14 protein-coding genes are annotated in these 15,794 nt (G+C 74.3%); 4 read left to right on the top strand and 10 right to left on the bottom strand.

What is annotated here, in order from left to right; all coding sequences use genetic code 11:
- Nucleotides 1-70: 70 nt before the first annotated feature.
- The 5 genes from CP969_RS22525 to CP969_RS22500 all read right to left on the bottom strand — a co-directional run bounded on the left by CP969_RS22525 (nt 71) and on the right by CP969_RS22500 (nt 5,547).
- Entirely contained in the window at nt 71-721 is a 651-nt protein-coding gene (locus CP969_RS22525; RefSeq protein ID WP_016825077.1) for an amidohydrolase family protein, read from the bottom strand.
- A gap of 7 nt (nt 722-728) precedes the next feature.
- On the bottom strand, nt 729-1,928 hold the full coding sequence (mqnC, locus tag CP969_RS22520) for a cyclic dehypoxanthinyl futalosine synthase (protein WP_016825078.1): 1,200 nt from the start codon (nt 1,926-1,928) through the stop codon (nt 729-731).
- A gap of 70 nt (nt 1,929-1,998) precedes the next feature.
- Entirely contained in the window at nt 1,999-2,733 is a 735-nt protein-coding gene (locus CP969_RS22515; protein ID WP_016825079.1) for a prepilin peptidase, read from the bottom strand.
- 378 nt (nt 2,734-3,111) lie between these two features.
- Nucleotides 3,112-3,348 (bottom strand): hypothetical protein, encoded by a 237-nt coding sequence (locus CP969_RS22510; protein ID WP_016825080.1) that lies wholly within the window; start codon nt 3,346-3,348, stop codon nt 3,112-3,114.
- A gap of 1,350 nt (nt 3,349-4,698) precedes the next feature.
- On the bottom strand, nt 4,699-5,547 hold the full coding sequence (locus CP969_RS22500; RefSeq protein ID WP_016825082.1) for a menaquinone biosynthetic enzyme MqnA/MqnD family protein: 849 nt from the start codon (nt 5,545-5,547) through the stop codon (nt 4,699-4,701).
- Nucleotides 5,548-5,856: 309 nt separating this feature from the next.
- On the opposite strand from CP969_RS22500, the gene CP969_RS22495 reads away from it, so the two are divergent.
- Both CP969_RS22495 and CP969_RS22490 read left to right on the top strand, forming a co-directional pair.
- On the top strand, nt 5,857-6,060 hold the full coding sequence (locus CP969_RS22495) for a cold-shock protein (RefSeq protein ID WP_004984723.1): 204 nt from the start codon (nt 5,857-5,859) through the stop codon (nt 6,058-6,060).
- Nucleotides 6,061-6,539: 479 nt separating this feature from the next.
- Nucleotides 6,540-7,211 carry a class I SAM-dependent methyltransferase gene (locus CP969_RS22490; RefSeq protein WP_004984724.1) on the top strand — a complete coding sequence of 224 codons (672 nt, stop codon included), beginning with the start codon at nt 6,540-6,542 and terminating at the stop codon, nt 7,209-7,211.
- Between the two features lie 155 nt (nt 7,212-7,366).
- Here the strand turns inward: CP969_RS22490 and CP969_RS22485 are convergent, their stop codons facing one another.
- Both CP969_RS22485 and CP969_RS22480 read right to left on the bottom strand, forming a co-directional pair.
- A complete protein-coding gene (locus tag CP969_RS22485; protein WP_016825083.1) occupies nt 7,367-9,313 on the bottom strand; it encodes an AMP-dependent synthetase/ligase in 1,947 nt (648 codons plus the stop codon).
- 242 nt (nt 9,314-9,555) lie between these two features.
- Entirely contained in the window at nt 9,556-10,881 is a 1,326-nt protein-coding gene (locus CP969_RS22480; RefSeq protein WP_016825084.1) for an acetyl-CoA C-acetyltransferase, read from the bottom strand.
- Between the two features lie 123 nt (nt 10,882-11,004).
- On the opposite strand from CP969_RS22480, the gene CP969_RS22475 reads away from it, so the two are divergent.
- Nucleotides 11,005-12,312: a 3-oxoacyl-ACP reductase gene (locus tag CP969_RS22475; protein ID WP_016825085.1), complete on the top strand. Its 1,308-nt coding sequence runs from the start codon at nt 11,005-11,007 to the stop codon at nt 12,310-12,312.
- Nucleotides 12,309-13,196 carry a MaoC family dehydratase gene (locus tag CP969_RS22470; RefSeq protein WP_016825086.1) on the top strand — a complete coding sequence of 296 codons (888 nt, stop codon included), beginning with the start codon at nt 12,309-12,311 and terminating at the stop codon, nt 13,194-13,196. Before CP969_RS22475 ends, CP969_RS22470 begins: the two co-directional genes overlap by 4 nt.
- Here CP969_RS22470 and CP969_RS22465 read toward each other — a convergent pair.
- The 3 genes from CP969_RS22465 to CP969_RS34465 form a co-directional block, all read right to left on the bottom strand.
- On the bottom strand, nt 13,166-13,987 hold the full coding sequence (locus tag CP969_RS22465; RefSeq protein WP_016825087.1) for a TetR/AcrR family transcriptional regulator: 822 nt from the start codon (nt 13,985-13,987) through the stop codon (nt 13,166-13,168). The two genes, CP969_RS22470 and CP969_RS22465, sit on opposite strands and share 31 nt — an antisense overlap.
- A gap of 199 nt (nt 13,988-14,186) precedes the next feature.
- Nucleotides 14,187-15,521, bottom strand: coding sequence for a dicarboxylate/amino acid:cation symporter (locus CP969_RS22460; protein WP_016825088.1), 1,335 nt, complete (start codon nt 15,519-15,521; stop codon nt 14,187-14,189).
- A gap of 80 nt (nt 15,522-15,601) precedes the next feature.
- Nucleotides 15,602-15,688, bottom strand: coding sequence for a putative leader peptide (locus tag CP969_RS34465; protein ID WP_317984071.1), 87 nt, complete (start codon nt 15,686-15,688; stop codon nt 15,602-15,604).
- Nucleotides 15,689-15,794 lie beyond the last annotated feature (106 nt).

The following is a 15,794-nucleotide window of genomic DNA, read 5'->3' as shown; positions in this document are numbered from 1 at the left end:
TTGCAGCCCCCGCCGGCCCGCCCCCAGCGGCGTCCCGGCCTCGTCCGCGGGCGGGGCGTGCGCGGGCCGGTCAGCGCCGGCGGTGCACCAGGCGTCCGGCGACGACCGTCGCCACGCAGGTCCCGGCCCCGCGTGCGGCGAGCGCGGCCTCGTCGGGGACGTCGAAGACGGCGAACGTCGCCGGCGTGCCGTCCGCGCCGTCCGGCGGCAGGGGCAGCCGGATCGCCTCCCGCAGGCTCCGCCCCGCGAGGGGGTCGAGCGTCGCCGGGCCGGCGGGGTCCGTGAAGCGCCGCTCCACGCCCATCCCCGCCCGGTGCACGGCGTCCACGACGGCGGGCCGCCCCAGGTCGCCCGCCACGGCGACGACCCCGTGCGCCAGCAGCCGCTGCACGCCGCGCCGCGCGCTCGCGCCCCAGCGGGTCCCGGTCATGGCGAGCCCCGCGAGGGCTTCGCCGGTGAGCGGCTCGGTGCCCAGGTCGTCGGCCTCGCGCGGGTCCGGGTGGTAGGCGTGCTCCAGCAGTTCGGGGCCGTACGGGTTGAGCAGCCCCGGCGTGAGCACCCCCGGCCAGCGCCGGGTGCGCGCGGCCGGGTGGGCGGCCGCCAGTTTCCCGTACGGGCCGACGGCGGCCAGCTCCCGGCCGTTCACGAGCACGGCGCCGTCCGGCAGGGCGGGCCGCAGGTCTCCGGGGACCAGCAGGTCCGCCGCGTGGATCGTCAGCACGGACGGGTCAGTTGGAGGCCAGGAGCTTCAGCTCCGGGTGGGCCGTGCCGCCCTCGATGGCCGTGGAGGAGATGTGGGAGACCACCCGGTCGTCGACGGGGTCGTTCGCCGGGTCGTCGTGCACCACGAGGTGCTCGTACGTCGTCGACCGCTGGGCCGGCACCCGTCCCGCCTTCCGGATCAGGTCGATGATCTCCAGCCGGTTGGAGCGGTGCTTGGCGCCGGCCGACGACACGACGTTCTCCTCGAGCATGATCGAGCCGAGGTCGTCCGCGCCGTAGTGCAGGGAGAGCTGGCCGACCTCCTTGCCGGTGGTCAGCCAGGAGCCCTGGATGTGGGCCACGTTGTCGAGGAACAGCCGGGCGATGGCGATCATCCGCAGGTACTCGAAGATCGTGGCCTGGGTGCGGCCCTTCAGGTGGTTGTTCTCGGGCTGGTAGGTGTACGGGATGAAGGCGCGGAAGCCGCCGGTGCGGTCCTGCACGTCCCGGATCATCCGCAGGTGCTCGATCCGCTCGGCGTTGGTCTCGCCGGTGCCCATGAGCATGGTGGAGGTGGACTCGACGCCGAGCCGGTGCGCGATCTCCATGATCTCCAGCCAGCGCTCGCCGGACTCCTTCAGCGGGGCGATGGCCTTGCGCGGCCGCTCCGGGAGCAGTTCGGCGCCGGCGCCGGCGAAGGAGTCGAGCCCGGCCGCGTGGATCCGGGTGATCGCCTCCTCGACGCTCACCCCCGAGATCCGCGCCATGTGCTCGACCTCGCTCGCCCCCAGGCTGTGGATGACGAGCTGCGGGAACTCCTTCTTGATGGCGGCGAAGTGCCTCTCGTAGTACTCGACGCCGTAGTCCGGGTGGTGTCCGCCCTGGAACATGATCTGGGTGCCGCCGAGTTCGACGGTCTCGGCGCAGCGCCGCAGGATGTCGTCGAGGTCGCGGGTCCAGCCCTTGGCCGTGTCCTTGGGCGCGGCGTAGAAGGCGCAGAACCTGCACGCCGTGACGCACACGTTGGTGTAGTTGATGTTCCGCTCGATGATGTACGTCGCGATGTGCTCGGTCCCGGCGTACTTCCGCCTGCGCACGGCGTCGGCGGCGGCGCCCAGGGCGTGCAGCGGGGCGTCGCGGTAGAGGACGACGGCCTCTTCGGAGGTGATCCGCCCACCGGCGGCGGCACGGTCGAGGATGGGCTGAAGGTCGGCCTTCTCGGTCACCGGGCGTCCCTTTCGTAAGGGTTGTGGACGGACCGATCCAGCGTACGTCAGGGCCTTCACGGGGCCGACGTCAGGCCGCGTGGGCTCCGATCAACAGTCCGGCGAGGGCACCGGCGATCAGGAACGGGCCGAACGGGATGGTCGTCCTGCGCCCCGCCCGCCGCGCGACGACGAGGGCACCGCCGTACAGGGCCCCGAACAGGAACCCGGCGAAGGTGCCGAGCATCACGGTCGGCCAGCCGTACCAGCCGAGGACGGCGCCCGCGCCCAGGGCGAGCTTCACGTCGCCGAAGCCCATGCCGGCGGGGTTGAGCAGGAACAGGACGAGGTAGCCGGCGCCGAGCGCGAGCGCGCCCAGCAGGGCCGTCGTCCACTCCCCCGCGTGCCCGGGGGTGAGGGCGACCGGACCCAGCAGGACGAGGGCGGCCCCGGCGAAGGGGAGGGTGAGCGGGTCGGGCAGCCGCTGCACCCGGAAGTCGACGACCGCGAGCAGCACGCCCACCGGCGCGAGCAGCAGCCACACCGCCAGTTCGGGCCGGGTCCCGGTGGCGGCGGCGAGGGCGGCGCAGACGAGGGCGGTGACGACGGCGGAAGCCGTGCCCGGCCCGTACGACGGCCCCGCGCACCGCCCGCACCGGGCCCGTCCGAGCCAGCCCGCCACCGGATGCCCCGCCGGGCACGCCCTCCGCCACTCCTCCCCCGACGGGACGGAGAACCGGTAGGCCGCGCGCGGCAGCACCGCGCCCGCCGCCGCGCCCCACAGCGCGGCGACGACGACCAGCGAGGCGTACAGGGGGTCGCTCATCCCGCCGCCGGGGCGGTGACCGGGCCCCCGGGCGGGTTCCCCGACGCGCTGGACGAGCCGGAGGTGCAGCGTCGCGGCATGGCGGGTGTCCTGGGTCGTGGGCGGGAGGGGCCGGGGCGGGGCGGGGGGACCGACGGAGGGAGTACGGGGCCTGCGGGGAGACCTTATTGACTCGGGCGGGGACCGTCGAGGGGACGCGGTCACCCCTTCGCGCTCGGCCCCCTCCCGCTCGGCACGTCCGGGACCGCGCGGGGCGTGACCGTCTCCTTCCTGAGCGACGTGCTCAACGCGTCACGCCGGGAGAAGGTCACCCCACACGAACGTGCCGCGGGCCCCGGATCCGGGTCGGATCCGGGGCCCGCGACGAGCCGGGTCCCCTCAGTACAGGGCGGCGTGCAGGTGGCCGTTCACGGCGAGGCCCTCGGCGGAGAGGGACGCGCCCCCGCCGGCGGTGACGGCGAGGTTCCCGGCCTCCCCGTGCACGCCCAGGGCGCCCGCTCCGGCGTGGACGCCGAGGTCGAGGCCCGCGGCCGGGCCGCCCGCCTGGCCGCCGGAGACGAGCTCCAGATCGGCGTCGGACAGCTCGGTGGTGTCGACCTGGGGAGTGGTGTTCATGGCGCGCGTTTCCCTTCGTGAGAACGGTGCGGAACGGCGGAGTTCGCCTGAGGCGCGGAGGCCGGGACGATCGGCCGGCGGTCCGCGCCACCCGATCAGAGCACACGGGGGACAAGGCGGCCACCTGCGCGAGGACGCGGTGCCGCTTCGGCGGACCGGGGAGTTCACGAGTGTGGAGACGGAGGGCGTCGGCACCCCGGGCTTCTTCACCCGAACCGCCCCGCGGCCGCCCCGCGGCCGCCCCACGACCGCCCCGCCGACGTCCGGGGGGGACGGACGCGGGGCCGCCGGAGCGGGTTTCCGCCCTCCCCCGGGGTCTCACCGTGAACGGTGTGCAGGTTCCCGGGATCTTCCGAAACCACCGGCGGCCCCGGCCCGTTCGCGACCGGCCCCTCGTCCGGACGCCCGCGGGGGCGGACTCCGCGAACACCGTCGCCGGGCAGGGCGGTACGCGTCCGCCCGGCGGGCGGCGGCACGGGCGACCGGGGGCGGTGGAGCCCTCGGCCGACCTTCGACAGCCGCGCCTTCGGCCGCCGCGCCGGTCGCCGCATCCGCCGTCGGGGCCTCCCCGACCGACGGCTGAAGTCCACCGGCCCGGACGCCGGCCCCGGTGAGCCCTCCCCCGCCTCCAGGTTCAGCAGTTGCACCGCGGCCCGGCTCACCCGCTCCGCCAGCGCCCCCGGCAGCCACCCGCCGGCCATCATCCGGGCGGCGCCCTCGGGGGCAAGCCGCCGGGACACCTCGGCCGGGGTCGGCCGTGCGGCCGGGTCCTTGTTCAGGCACGCCTCCGCCAGCGCGCACCTCGCCGTCCAGCCCCTCCGGTTCCGGCTCCTCGTGGACGACCTTGTACAGCAGCGCCGCCGAGGTGTCGCCGGAGAAGGGTGGCCGGCCCGTCGCCGCGTACGCCGGCACCGCGCCCGGGGAGAAGACGTCCGCCGCGCCCGTGACGCCCTCGCCGAGGACCTGCTCGGGGGCATGCAGCCGGGGGAGCCGATCGACACGCCCGTCGTCGTCAGGGACGCCGTGCCGTCCGGGGCGCGGGCGATGCCGAAGTCGATGAGCAGCGGGCCGTCGAGGGTGAGGAGGACGTTCGAGGGCTTCACGTCCCGGTGCACCCGTCCCCGTTCGTGCACCGCCGCCGGCGCCTCGGCCGGGCCCGCGCCCAGTCCTCGCACGGTGGCGGCGGGCAGCGGGCCGGTGTCCGCGACGGCCGCCGCCAGGGACGGGCCGGCCGAGCAGCCGGTGGGGCCCCACGGCCGTGGGCTCGTCCCCTTCGAGCGGCCGCATCCGTCCGCCCCTCCCCCGTAGTGCCGGAACCTTCCAGCAGGGTGGTGGCCGGGCCCGTCGCCCTCAGGGGTGCAGCAGGTCCACCGTCACGTCCGCCGCGAACCCCGTCGTCGGTCCGACCCGGCGGGCGAACTCCGCGACCGCCTCCAGCTGCGGGGGCCCGAAGCTGAAGTCGAGGGTGGTGAAGTACTGCGCCAGGGTCGCCTCGTCGAACGCCTCCCAGCGGGCCGCCTGCTCGGCGACCTTGTCGACCTCCTCCAGGGACAGGTTGCGGGAGGCGAGGAAGGCCTCGTGCACCTGGCGGGTGATGACCGGCTCCCGCTCCAGGTAGTCCCGGCGCGCCGCCCACACCGCGAACACGAAGGGCAGCCCCGTCCACTCCTTCCACAGGGCACCCAGGTCGTGCACGTCCAGGCCGTAGCGCGGCGCGTCGAGCATGTTCGCGCGCAGGGCCGCGTCCCCGATGAGGACGGCCGCCTCGGCCTCCTGCATCATCAGGCTCAGGTCGGGCGGGCAGGTGTAGTAGTCGGGCTGCACGCCGTACCGCTCGGCGAGGAGGAGCTGGGCGAGGCGTACGGAGGTGCGCGAGGTCGAGCCGAGGGCGACGCGGGCACCGTCCAGCCGGTCCAGCGGGACCTGCGAGACGATCACGCAGGACATGACATCGCCGTCGCAGCCGACGGCGATGTCGGGAAAGGCGACCAGCCGGTCCGCGTGCTTGAGGAACTCGACGAGGGTGATCGGCCCGATGTCGAGTTCTCCCTGCACCAGCATCTCGCTGAGCTTCTCCGGGGTGTCCTTGGTCAGCTCGAAGTCGAGGAGCGTGCCCGTTCTCGCGAGCCCCCAGTACAGGGGCATGCAGTTCAGGAACTGGATGTGGCCGACGCGCGGCCGGGTGCGAGGAATGTCCACATCGCGAGGCTAGCCCCCGTCCGGGCTACACGAACGCCCACCCCTGCATTCGCTCTTGCGTTCGACCGGAGGACCGTGACGGACGGGACGTTCAAACATTCGGGTGAAGTGATCTTGACCTCTATTGCATTGAGGCCTTCGCGTGCTAGGCTCGTCGCAAGTTGCAGTTTGGTTTCCCTTGCAGTACAGAGCCTGCGGAGCATGTGACCGCGGGCTCTCGTCGTTCTCAGACATAAGCGATTGTGCGGAACTCGTCTTCACACTTGCTGGTTCTGGAGCAGGGCAACCCTTTGGGCCCAAGGAGGGCTTATGGCTACCGGAACCGTGAAGTGGTTCAACGCCGAAAAGGGCTTTGGTTTCATCGCCCAGGAAGGCGGCGGCCCCGACGTCTTCGTCCACTACTCCGCGATCAACGCGACCGGCTTCCGGTCCCTCGAGGAGAACCAGCAGGTGTCCTTCGACGTCACGCAGGGTCCGAAGGGCCCGCAGGCGGAGAACGTCACCCCGGTCTGATCCTCCGATCCGGGAACGACTAGCAGTACCCAAGGAGCCCCACGCCGTCCGGCGACGGGGCTCCTGCCTTTCTCCCGGGACGGTCGGCGGGAAGCCCCGCGAGCCGTGATGAATTCCCGGGGAATTCCTCTCGTACGGGCCCCGCGATCGGCGTGAATTCTCCTCCGCGGCCCCCCTCCCCACCGGGTCCCGCCGTCACCCGCCCGGCCCTCGTCACGCCGTACTCCCGCGTTCCGGGAATGCCCCCTCCGAAGGGAACACGGCCCCCGGTTCCCGCCCTTCCCGTATGTGCCGCGCCGGGGTCCGCCCGCCCGGTCGTCGGCATTGTCGGGGTGCCGGGGCGTCGGGGTGCCGGGGCGTCCTCCGAGCCGATCACCGCCCTCGAGGGCTGCCGATCGGGGCCCGGGAGAAAGGGGTGGGGGCAGGCGATGTCGGCGACCGCCCGTGGATGTCGGTGAACGCGGATAGGGTGCCCCACCATGACCGACACCGACACCGACGCCGGCCACGTGGCCGCCACCCGCGCCTTCTACGACGCCGTCGCCGAGCAGTACGCCGCCCACTTCCGTGACGTGCACGCGGCCCAGCCCCTGGACCGGGGGGTCCTGGCCGGCTTCGCCGAGCTGGTCGGGAAGGGCGGCCGGGTGGCCGACCTGGGGTGCGGTCCGGGCGGGGTGACCGCGCATCTCGCCTCCCTCGGCCTCTCCGTCTTCGGCCTCGACCTGTCCGCGGCGATGGTCGGGATCGCCCGCCGCGAGAACCCGGACCTGCGCTTCGAGCAGGGCTCGATGCTGGACCTGGACCTCCCCGACGGCAGCCTGGCCGGCGCCGTCTCCTGGTACTCGACCGTCCACACCCCGCACGAGGAGTTCCCCGCCCTCTTCACCGAGTTCCGCCGGGTGCTGGCCCCCGGGGGCCATCTGCTGATCGCCTTCCAGGTCGGCGACGCGCCCCGGCGCCACGAGCGGCCCTTCGGCCACCCGGTCCCCGTCGACTTCCAGCGCCGCCGACCGGAACGGATCGCCGAGCTCCTGGAGGAGGCCGGGTTCACGATCGTGCTGCACTCCGTACGGGCGGCGGACGAGGAACTCGGCGAGCTCACCCCGCAGGCGATCCTGATCGCCCGCAGGCCGCCGCAGACCTCCGCATAGTCCCGGGGCGGCCCCGCCCGGCCCGGGCCGCCCGCCCGGACGCCGCCCGCGCGGCGTCCGGGGTCCGCCTCCCCTTCGGCGCGGGCGTGGCCGGCCGGGGCACCGCGCCGCTGCCGGGCCCGGCCGGGTCCGGCGCAACCCGCTCCCCCGTCCCCCTATCCCCGGTACAGCCCCTCCACCTCCTGCGCGAAGTCCCGCAGGATCGCCTCGCGTCGTAGTTTCATCGAGGGGGTCAGGTGGCCCGCCTCCTCCGTGAAGTCCACCGGGAGGACCGCGAAGCGGCGGATCGACTCCGGGCGGGAGAGGGTCTTGTTGGCCTCGTCGATCGCGCGCTGGAGGACGGCGCGCAGTTCCTCGTCGTCGGCGGCGAGTTCCGGCGGGACCGGGTGCCTGCCGTTCATCCGGCGCCAGTGGGTGATGCCGTCGGGGTCCAGGGTGATCAGGGCACAGACGTAGGGGCGGTTCTCGCCGAGCACCATGACCTGGGAGATCAGGGGGTGGGAGCGGAGCCAGTTCTCCAGCGGGGCCGGGGCGATGCTCTTGCCGCCCGCGGTGAGGATCAGCTCCTTCTTGCGGCCCGTGATCGTCAGGTGGCCCTCGTCGTCCAGTTCGCCGAGGTCCCCCGTGGGCAGCCAGCCGTCGGGCGCCGCGGGGACCACGCCGCCCGCCTGGGGGTCCCAGTAGCCGCGGAGCACGTGCTCGCCCCCGACCAGGATCTCGCCGTCCGCCGCGATGCGGATCCGCGTGCCGGGCAGCGGCCAGCCCACCGTGCCCAGGCGGGGTTGGAGCGGGGGCGTCACCGTCGTGGCGCCGGTCGTCTCCGTCAGGCCGTAGCCCTCGAAGACCTCGATGCCGGCACCGGCGTAGAACGCGGCGAGGGGGCGGCCGAGCGGGGAGCCGCCGCAGATGGCGTAGCGGACCCTGCCGCCCATGGCGTTGCGGAGGCGGCGGTGGACCAGGAGGTCGTAGAAGGCGCGGGCCGTTCTCAGGGAGCGGGACGGGCCGGGGCCCGTGTCGGCCTGCCGGGCCTCCAGGGCCTCGCCGTAGCGGCGGGCGACCGCCGCCGCGCGGTCGAAGGTGGACACCCGTCCGCCCGCCTCCGCCTTGGCCCGGGCGGCGTTGAAGACCTTCTCCAGCATGTAGGGGATGGTCAGCAGGCAGGTGGGCCGGAAACTCGCCAGGTCCGGCAGCAGGTCCTCGGTCTTCAGGCTCGGCGCGTGCCCGAGACGCACCCGGGCGCGTACGCAGGCGACGGCGACCATGCGGCCGAAGATGTGGGACATCGGCAGGAAGAGGAGGACGGAGGCCTCTTCGCTCGTCCGCGCCCGGAAGACGGGGTAGAGCAGCTCGATGGCGTTGTCCACCCCGGCGAAGAAGTTGCCGTGGGTGAGCGCGCAGCCCTTGGGGCGGCCCGTCGTGCCCGAGGTGTGGACGAGGGTGGCGAGGGTCTCGGGGCCCAGGACGCCGCGGCGTACGTCCACCTCCTGGTCCGGGAGGTGCGCGCCGGCCTCCGCGAGCCGCTCGACGTGGCCCTTCTCGACGATCCACACGTGCCGCAGGTCGGGCAGGTGGGGGAACTCCGGGCCGAGGGCGGCGGCCTGGGCCGTGGTCTCCGTGATCAGGGCGACCGCGCCCGAGTCGTGCAGGATCCAGCGCGCCTGGAAGACGGAGGAGGTGGGGTAGAGGGGGACCGTGACCAGTCCGGCCGCCCACGCGGCGAAGTCGAGGACGGTCCACTCGTAGATCGTGCGGGCCATGACGGCGATCCGGTCGCCCGGCATCAGGCCCTCGGCGATCAGTCCCTTCGCCACGGCCATGACCTCCGCGGCGAAGTCGGCGGCCGTCACGTCCTGCCAGCCGCCGTCCGGCGTCTTCCGGCTGAGGACCACCGCGTCCGGAGCCGCGCTCGCGTTGTCGAACGGCAGGTCGGCGAGCGACCCGTGCCGCACCGGCTTGGCGAACGGCGGGACGGACGCTTCCCGGACGACTCCGTCCAGCCTCCGGATCTCGGGTTCGACCAGGACGGGCGCCCCGTAGTCGTCGTCGAGGGCGGAGGAATACGCGACGGAGGGATGCGCGGCGGAGGAATGCGCGGTGGACACGGGCGGCTCCTGGGGCGTGCAGTGGAACTGCTTACTGCCATGACGTACGGGCCTCGCACGCCGAGGCGCTCACCTGCGGCGCCCGGACGGAGGGGTCACCGCGGGTCGGACTCGGGATCGTACGGCTCTCGCGTGAGGGGTTCGTGCGGATACGGGGAGGGTCCGGAACCGGGCGTGTGCAGTGTCGGGGATCGTGTGGGGGCGGCTCGCGTTCGCCCCCGCGCCGGGTCCGCCCGGGGCGGTCACGGGCGTTCGAGGATCGCCGTCACGCCCTGCCCGCCCGCCGCGCAGATCGAGATCAACCCCCGGCCGGGGGCGTCCCGTTCGGCGAGGAGCTTCGCCAGGGTCGCCACGATGCGGGCGCCGGTGGCGGCGAAGGGGTGGCCGGTCGCCAGGGACGAGCCCGCCACGTTCAGGCGGGCGCGGTCGACGGGGGCCAGTCCGCGCTTCTCCCAGGCCGCCAGCGTGGCCAGCACCTGGGAGGCGAACGCCTCGTGGATCTCGATCAGGTCGAAGTCCTCCACGCCCAGCCCGGCGCGCTCCAGCATGCGCGGGACCGCGTACGCCGGGGCCATCAGCAGGCCGTCCTCGCCGCCCGCCACGTCGCCGTGCACGAAGTCCACGGCGGCCGTCTCCGAGGCGGCCAGGTACGCCAGGGGCTCCAGGCCGCGTGCCGCCGCCCACTCCTCGCTCGCCAGCAGCACCACCGCGGCGCCGTCCGTGAGCGGTGTCGAATTGCCCGCCGTCATGGTCGGGTCGGGGTGGTCGAGGCCGAACACCGGCTTCAGCGCGGCGAGTTTCTCCACCGTCGAGTCCGGGCGCAGGTTCTGGTCGCGGACCAGGCCGCGGAAGGGCACCACCAGGTCCTGGAACAGGCCGCGTTCGTACGCCGCGGCCAGCCGCCGGTGGCTGGTCGCCGCGAGGTCGTCCTGGGCCTCGCGGGACAGGGGCGCCCCCGGCGTGACCGAGGTGGAGAGCCGGGCGGAGCTCCAGGCGCGGGCGGTGGCGGCGGCGTGCTCGCCCATGGAGAGGTGGGTGCGCGGTTCGGCGTTGCGCGGGACGTCGGGGACGAGGTGGCCGGGGCGCACCTTCGCCAGGGCCCTGAGGCGGGCGCCGGGCGACTTCGCGCGCCGCGCCTCCAACAGCACCTTGCGCAGGGCGTCGTTGACGCCGAGGGGCGCGTCGCTCGCGGTGTCCGCGCCGCCCGCGACGGCGGACTCCGTCTGGCCCAGGGCGATCTTGTTGGCGGCGGCGACGACGGCCTGGAGGCCGGTGCCGCAGGCCTGTTGGACGTCGTACGCGGGGGTGCGGGCGTCCAGGCGCGAGCCGAGGACCGTCTCCCGGGCGAGGTTGAAGTCGCGGCTGTGCTTGAGGACCGCGCCGGCGACGAACTCGCCGACGGCGCCCGGGGCCTGCAGGTCGTACCGCTCGACGAGGCCGTCCAGGGCCGCGGTGAGCATCTCCCGGTTGGAGGCGGTGGCGTACGGGCCGTCGGAGCGGGCGAACGGGACACGGCTGCCGCCGATGACCGCGACGCGCCGCGCGGTGGGCGGCTCCAGGGGGCTCATCTCGACCTGCTCCTCACCGGTGACATAGGATTACCTCCGGTAACCTTACTCCGGAGTAAGCAACAGGGTAAGCACCGTGGTGCGTCCGGGGCGAGCCTCCTCACACCCGCTGGGAGTCCCTTCATGGCCGACCGCTATCTGAGCTTCACCGGCACCGCGTCCGGCCGCTTCCTGACGCGCCGCCTCGGCCTCCCCCAGCCCGCGGCGCTGCGGCGCTGGTCGCCCGGGGCGCCGGGCCTGGACGGCGGCCTGCTCCACCTCACCGCGGGCACGCCTGATCTCGACCTCGCCCCCGTCCTCGCCCGTACCGGGCTCGGCACGGACGACGCCACGGGCCGGCCCGCCGCCGTCGTCCTGGACGCCGCCGGGATACGGGACGTGGAGGGACTCGCCGAGGTGCACGCGGCCCTGCACCCGGTCGTCCGGTCGGTCGCCGCGAGCGGCCGGATCGTGGTGCTGGGCGCCCCGCTCGACCCCGCCGACCACCACCAGGCCGCCGCCCAGCAGGCGTTGGAGGGCTTCGTCCGCTCCCTCGGCAAGGAGATCGGCCGGGGCAGGACCGTGAACCTGGTCCGCCTCACCGACGCCCCCGCCGCCGAGTCCACCCTCCGTTTCCTGCTCTCGCCCAGATCGGCCTACGTCAGCGGCCAGGTGATCGAGGTCGGCGCGCACCAGCCCGTCGCCCCCGAGGACGGGGACCGCCCGCTCGCCGGCCGCACCGCCCTGGTCACCGGTGCCGCGCGCGGCATCGGCGAGGCGGTCGCCGAGACGCTGGCCCGGGACGGCGCCCGGGTGGTCGTCCTCGACGTGCCGCGGGCCGAACAGGACGCACGGCGCGTCGCCGAACGGCTCGGCGGCACCGCGCTCCCGCTCGACATCACCGCCGCCGACGCGGGCGCCCGGATCGCCGACGCCCTCCCCGACGGCCTCGACGTGCTCGTCCACAACGCGGGCATCACCCGTGACCGGCGCCTGGTCAACATGCCCGCCGAGCGCTGGGGTCCGGTGCTGGAGGTGAACCTGGCGAGCGTGCTGCGCACCACCGACGCGCTGCTCGCCGCCGGGGCGCTGAGGCGCGGCGGCCGGATCGTCGCCACGGCGTCCATCGCGGGGATCGCCGGGAACGCCGGGCAGACCAACTACGGGGCGAGCAAGGCGGGCGTCGTCGGCCTGGTCCGGTCCCTCGCGCCGCGCGCGCTCGCCGAGCACGGGGTGACGGTGAACGCGGTCGCGCCCGGGTTCATCGAGACGAGGATGACGGCCGCCGTCCCGCTGCTCATCCGGGAGGCGGGCCGCCGGATGAACTCCCTCGCGCAGGGCGGTCTGCCGGTCGACGTCGCCGAGACCACCGCCTGGCTCGCCCACCCGGCCTCGGGCGCGGTGAACGGGCAGGTCGTGCGGGTCTGCGGCCAGAGCCTGCTGGGGGCGTGACCGTGACGACACCCGCGGACCCCACCCCCTCCGCCCCTTCCGCGTCCTCCGTGGTGCTCACCGCACCCCCCGCCCTGGCCCCGCTGCTCGCCCGGGGCGCCCTGGCGTCCCCCTTCAGGCGGCCCCGCCCGGGCGCCGCCTTCCCGCGCACCCGGCTGGTGCTGCCCGGGCTGCGGATCGACCGCGCGCGCCTGGCCGCGTACGAGGAGGTGTGCGGCTTCCCGGCCGGGGCGGACGCGCTGCCGCCGACCTATCCGCACGTGCTGGGCTTCCCCCTGGCCATGCGGCTGATGAGCGGCCCTGACTTCCCGCTGCCGCTGCTCGGGCTGGTCCACACGTCGATCGGGATCACCCGTCACCGGCCGCTGCCGGCCGCGGGGACGTACGACCTGGCGGTGCGCGTCGAGGGCCTGGTGCCGCACCGGCGCGGCACCGAGGCCGCCGTGGTCACCGAGGTGCGGGCCGGCGGGGACGTCGTCTGGGAGTCCCGGAGCACGTACCTGGCCCGGCACCGGACCTCCGGGCAGGACGCCGCCCACCCGGCGCGGGAGGAGCCCGCGCCGCCGCCCGCCGTGGCGGAGTGGCGACTGGCCGGGGACCTCGGACGGCGGTACGGCGCCGCGTCCGGCGACCGCAACCCGATCCACCTGCACCCGCTCACCGCCCGCCTCTTCGGCTTCCCCCGCGCCATCGCGCACGGCATGTGGACCGTGGCCCGCTGCCTCGCCGCGCACGGCGTCCCGGACGCGGCCGTGGTGCGGGCGGACTTCAGGGCGCCGGTCCTGCTGCCGGGGACGGTGACGTACGCGGCGCGGGACGGGCGCTTCGCGCTACGGGGCGATGGTGACCGGGTTCACCTGACGGGGGAGGTCCGCCCGGCGTGAGCCGCGGGGGCCCGGGCCCCGCCCGTGCCGCCGTCGTCCGTGTCCTGCCTGCCGCCCGTGCCGTCGTTCCCGCCGTCGTCCAAGTCGTCGCCCGCCCCGCCGCCCGGGTCGTCGTCGGGCGGTGACCAGCGGCGTCCCGCCATCAGGTCGCCCAGCCCCGTCCAGGCGAAGTTCATCAGCGTGGCCGCGGACTGCCGGGCCGTGACACCGGGGGTGGCGTTGGCCCAGTCGGCGAGCGACTCGGCGGCGCCCACCAGGGCCTCCGCGAGCCCGGAGACCTCGTGTTCGGGGAGGTCGGGGTCGGCGGGGGTGCCCCCTGCCCGAGCGCAGCCGAGAGTGCGGGGGAGGGCCTCGCGGGCGGCGGCGAGGATGAGCTGCGTCACGAACGCCACGATCTCCGCGCGCATCGCGGCGACCTCGGCGGCGAAGACCTCGCCGTGCGTGCGGGCCTGGAGGTGCAGCACCGCCCAGCCGTCGGGGTGCCGCGCGGTGTGCGTGAAGAACGCCGTCAGACCGGACCAGAGCTGGCGGTCCGCGGGCAGGCCCGGCCGGGCGCCGGCGCGCACCGCCTCGGTGAGGGCCTTCGCCTCACGGCGGATGCAGGCGGTGAACAGGTCTTCCTTGGAGTTCAGGTACAGGTAGACCAACGGCTTGGACACACCCGCCAGTTCGGCGATCTCGTCCATCGACGCGGTCGTGTACCCCCGCTGGCCGAAGGTCCGTACGGCGGCGTCCAGCATCTGCTGTTCGCGGACCGCACGCGGCATCCGCTTGGTCTTCACGGCACCCATGCGAAGTAGCGTACGGGCCCGCGGCGGCCGGTTCGGCCGGTGGCGGCGCTCGTCGGACACCCGCGGGAGTGCCGCGCCCGCCGCTCGCGGGGCCGCCGCACGGGTCGGCGCCCGCCCGCGGCAGCCGTGCGCCGGGCTGCCGCGGGCGGGCGCCGGGGCGCCGCACGAGGGGGGTGGCCGTGGGGTGGGACCGGGGCGGTCAGGCCGCCGCGGGGACCCGTCGGGGATCGTCGGCCGGGACCTCGTCGGCCGGGGTCTCGTCCACCGGGGAGGAGTGGACCTTGTCGTAGGCGTCGCGGTCCAGCAGGCCCTCGCGGGCGGAGACGACGACCGGGACCAGGGCCTGTCCGGCGACGTTGGTGGCGGTGCGGATCATGTCCACGATCGGGTCGATGGCGAGCAGCAGGCCGACGCCCTCCATGGGCAGGCCGAGCGTGGAGAGGGTGAGGGTCAGCATGACCGTCGCGCCGGTGAGTCCGGCCGTGGCGGCGGAGCCCACCACCGAGACGAACGCGATCAGCAGGTAGTCGCCGACGCCGAGCTGGATGCCGAAGATCTGGGCGACGAAGATCGCGGCGATGGCGGGGTAGATCGCGGCGCAGCCGTCCATCTTCGTGGTCGCGCCGAACGGCACGGCGAAGGACGCGTACTCCCTGGGCACGCCCAGGCGCTCGGTGACCTTCTGGGTCAGCGGCATGGTGCCGACGGAGGAGCGGGAGACGAAGGCCAGCTGGATCGCGGGCCAGGCGCCCTTGAAGAACTGCAGCGGGTTGACCTTGGCGACGGTCGCGAGCAGCGCCGGGTAGACGCCGAAGAGGACGATCAGGCAGCCGATGTAGACGTCGGCGGTGAAGGTGGCGTACTGGCCGATGAGGTCCCAGCCGTAGGTGGCGATCGCGTTGCCGATGAGGCCGACGGTGCCGAGCGGGGCGAGGCGGATGACCCACCACAGGGCCTTCTGGAGGAGCGTGAGGACGGACTCGCTCAGGGTGAGGATCGGCTGGGCCTTCTCGCCGAGCTGGAGGGCGGCGATACCGGCGACGGCGGCCATGAAGACGATCTGCAGCACGTTCAGCTCGGTGAACGGTGTGATCACGTCGGTCGGCACGATGCCGGTGAGGAAGTCGATCCAGGAGCCGGTCCGCTCGGGCGCGGCCCCGTCCGCCGGGGTGAGGCCGGTGCCCGCGCCGGGGTTGGTGACCAGGCCGATGACGAGGCCGATGGCCACCGCGATCAGCGAGGTGATCATGAACCAGAGGAGGGTCCGCGAGGCCAGGCGGGCCGCGTTGTTGACCTTCCGCAGGTTGGTGATGGAGACCAGGATCGCGAAGAAGACGAGCGGGGCGACGGCCAGCTTCAGCAGGCCGACGAAGGTGCCGCCGACCTTCTCCAGGGTGGTGACCAGCCAGGAGACGTCCTGGCTGCGGGCGAGCCAGCCGAGCAGGACGCCCAGGACGAGGCCGGCGAGTATCTGGGCCCAGAAGGGTGCCCGGAAGGGCAGCTTGAACGACTTCGTGTTCGTGGACACGGACATGCTCCGATGAAGGGGACGCGTGAGGAAGGTGACGTGGTGCTCGGGTCGCGAGGCGTCAGGGACGACGGTTCACGGGAACCTCAGAGAGGACAGTTCGCGGAGGCGACCCGGCAGAGGTCCACGTGCAGGCGCGCCACGAGCGGAACTCTCCGGGGCGTGGGGAACACGGCTGCTGACTTCACCCGAAGACCGTAACACCTGAACTTTGAGATCCTCAAAGCCTTGCTTTGACAGGCGTGGGGGAATAAGCACCCGTACAACACAAAGCGCCCT

Source organism: Streptomyces viridosporus T7A (assembly GCF_008704515.1).
Taxonomy (GTDB): Bacteria; Actinomycetota; Actinomycetes; order Streptomycetales; family Streptomycetaceae; genus Streptomyces; species Streptomyces viridosporus.
Note: the sequence above shows the minus strand (reverse complement) of the source record. Positions and strands in the feature narration are given on the sequence as shown.

Bases quoted from the DNA above. Each gene is read 5' to 3' on its own strand.
- CP969_RS22515 (WP_016825079.1), bottom strand. From the start codon at position 2,733: ATGAGCGACCCCCTGTACGCCTCGCTGGTCGTCGTCGCCGCGCTGTGG.
- CP969_RS22510 (WP_016825080.1), bottom strand. From the start codon at position 3,348: ATGAACACCACTCCCCAGGTCGACACCACCGAGCTGTCCGACGCCGAT.
- CP969_RS22495 (WP_004984723.1), top strand. From the start codon at position 5,857: ATGGCTACCGGAACCGTGAAGTGGTTCAACGCCGAAAAGGGCTTTGGT.
- CP969_RS22490 (WP_004984724.1), top strand. From the start codon at position 6,540: ATGACCGACACCGACACCGACGCCGGCCACGTGGCCGCCACCCGCGCC.
- CP969_RS22480 (WP_016825084.1), bottom strand. From the start codon at position 10,881: ATGAGCCCCCTGGAGCCGCCCACCGCGCGGCGCGTCGCGGTCATCGGC.
- CP969_RS22475 (WP_016825085.1), top strand. From the start codon at position 11,005: ATGGCCGACCGCTATCTGAGCTTCACCGGCACCGCGTCCGGCCGCTTC.
- CP969_RS22465 (WP_016825087.1), bottom strand. From the start codon at position 13,987: ATGGGTGCCGTGAAGACCAAGCGGATGCCGCGTGCGGTCCGCGAACAG.
- CP969_RS22460 (WP_016825088.1), bottom strand. From the start codon at position 15,521: ATGTCCGTGTCCACGAACACGAAGTCGTTCAAGCTGCCCTTCCGGGCA.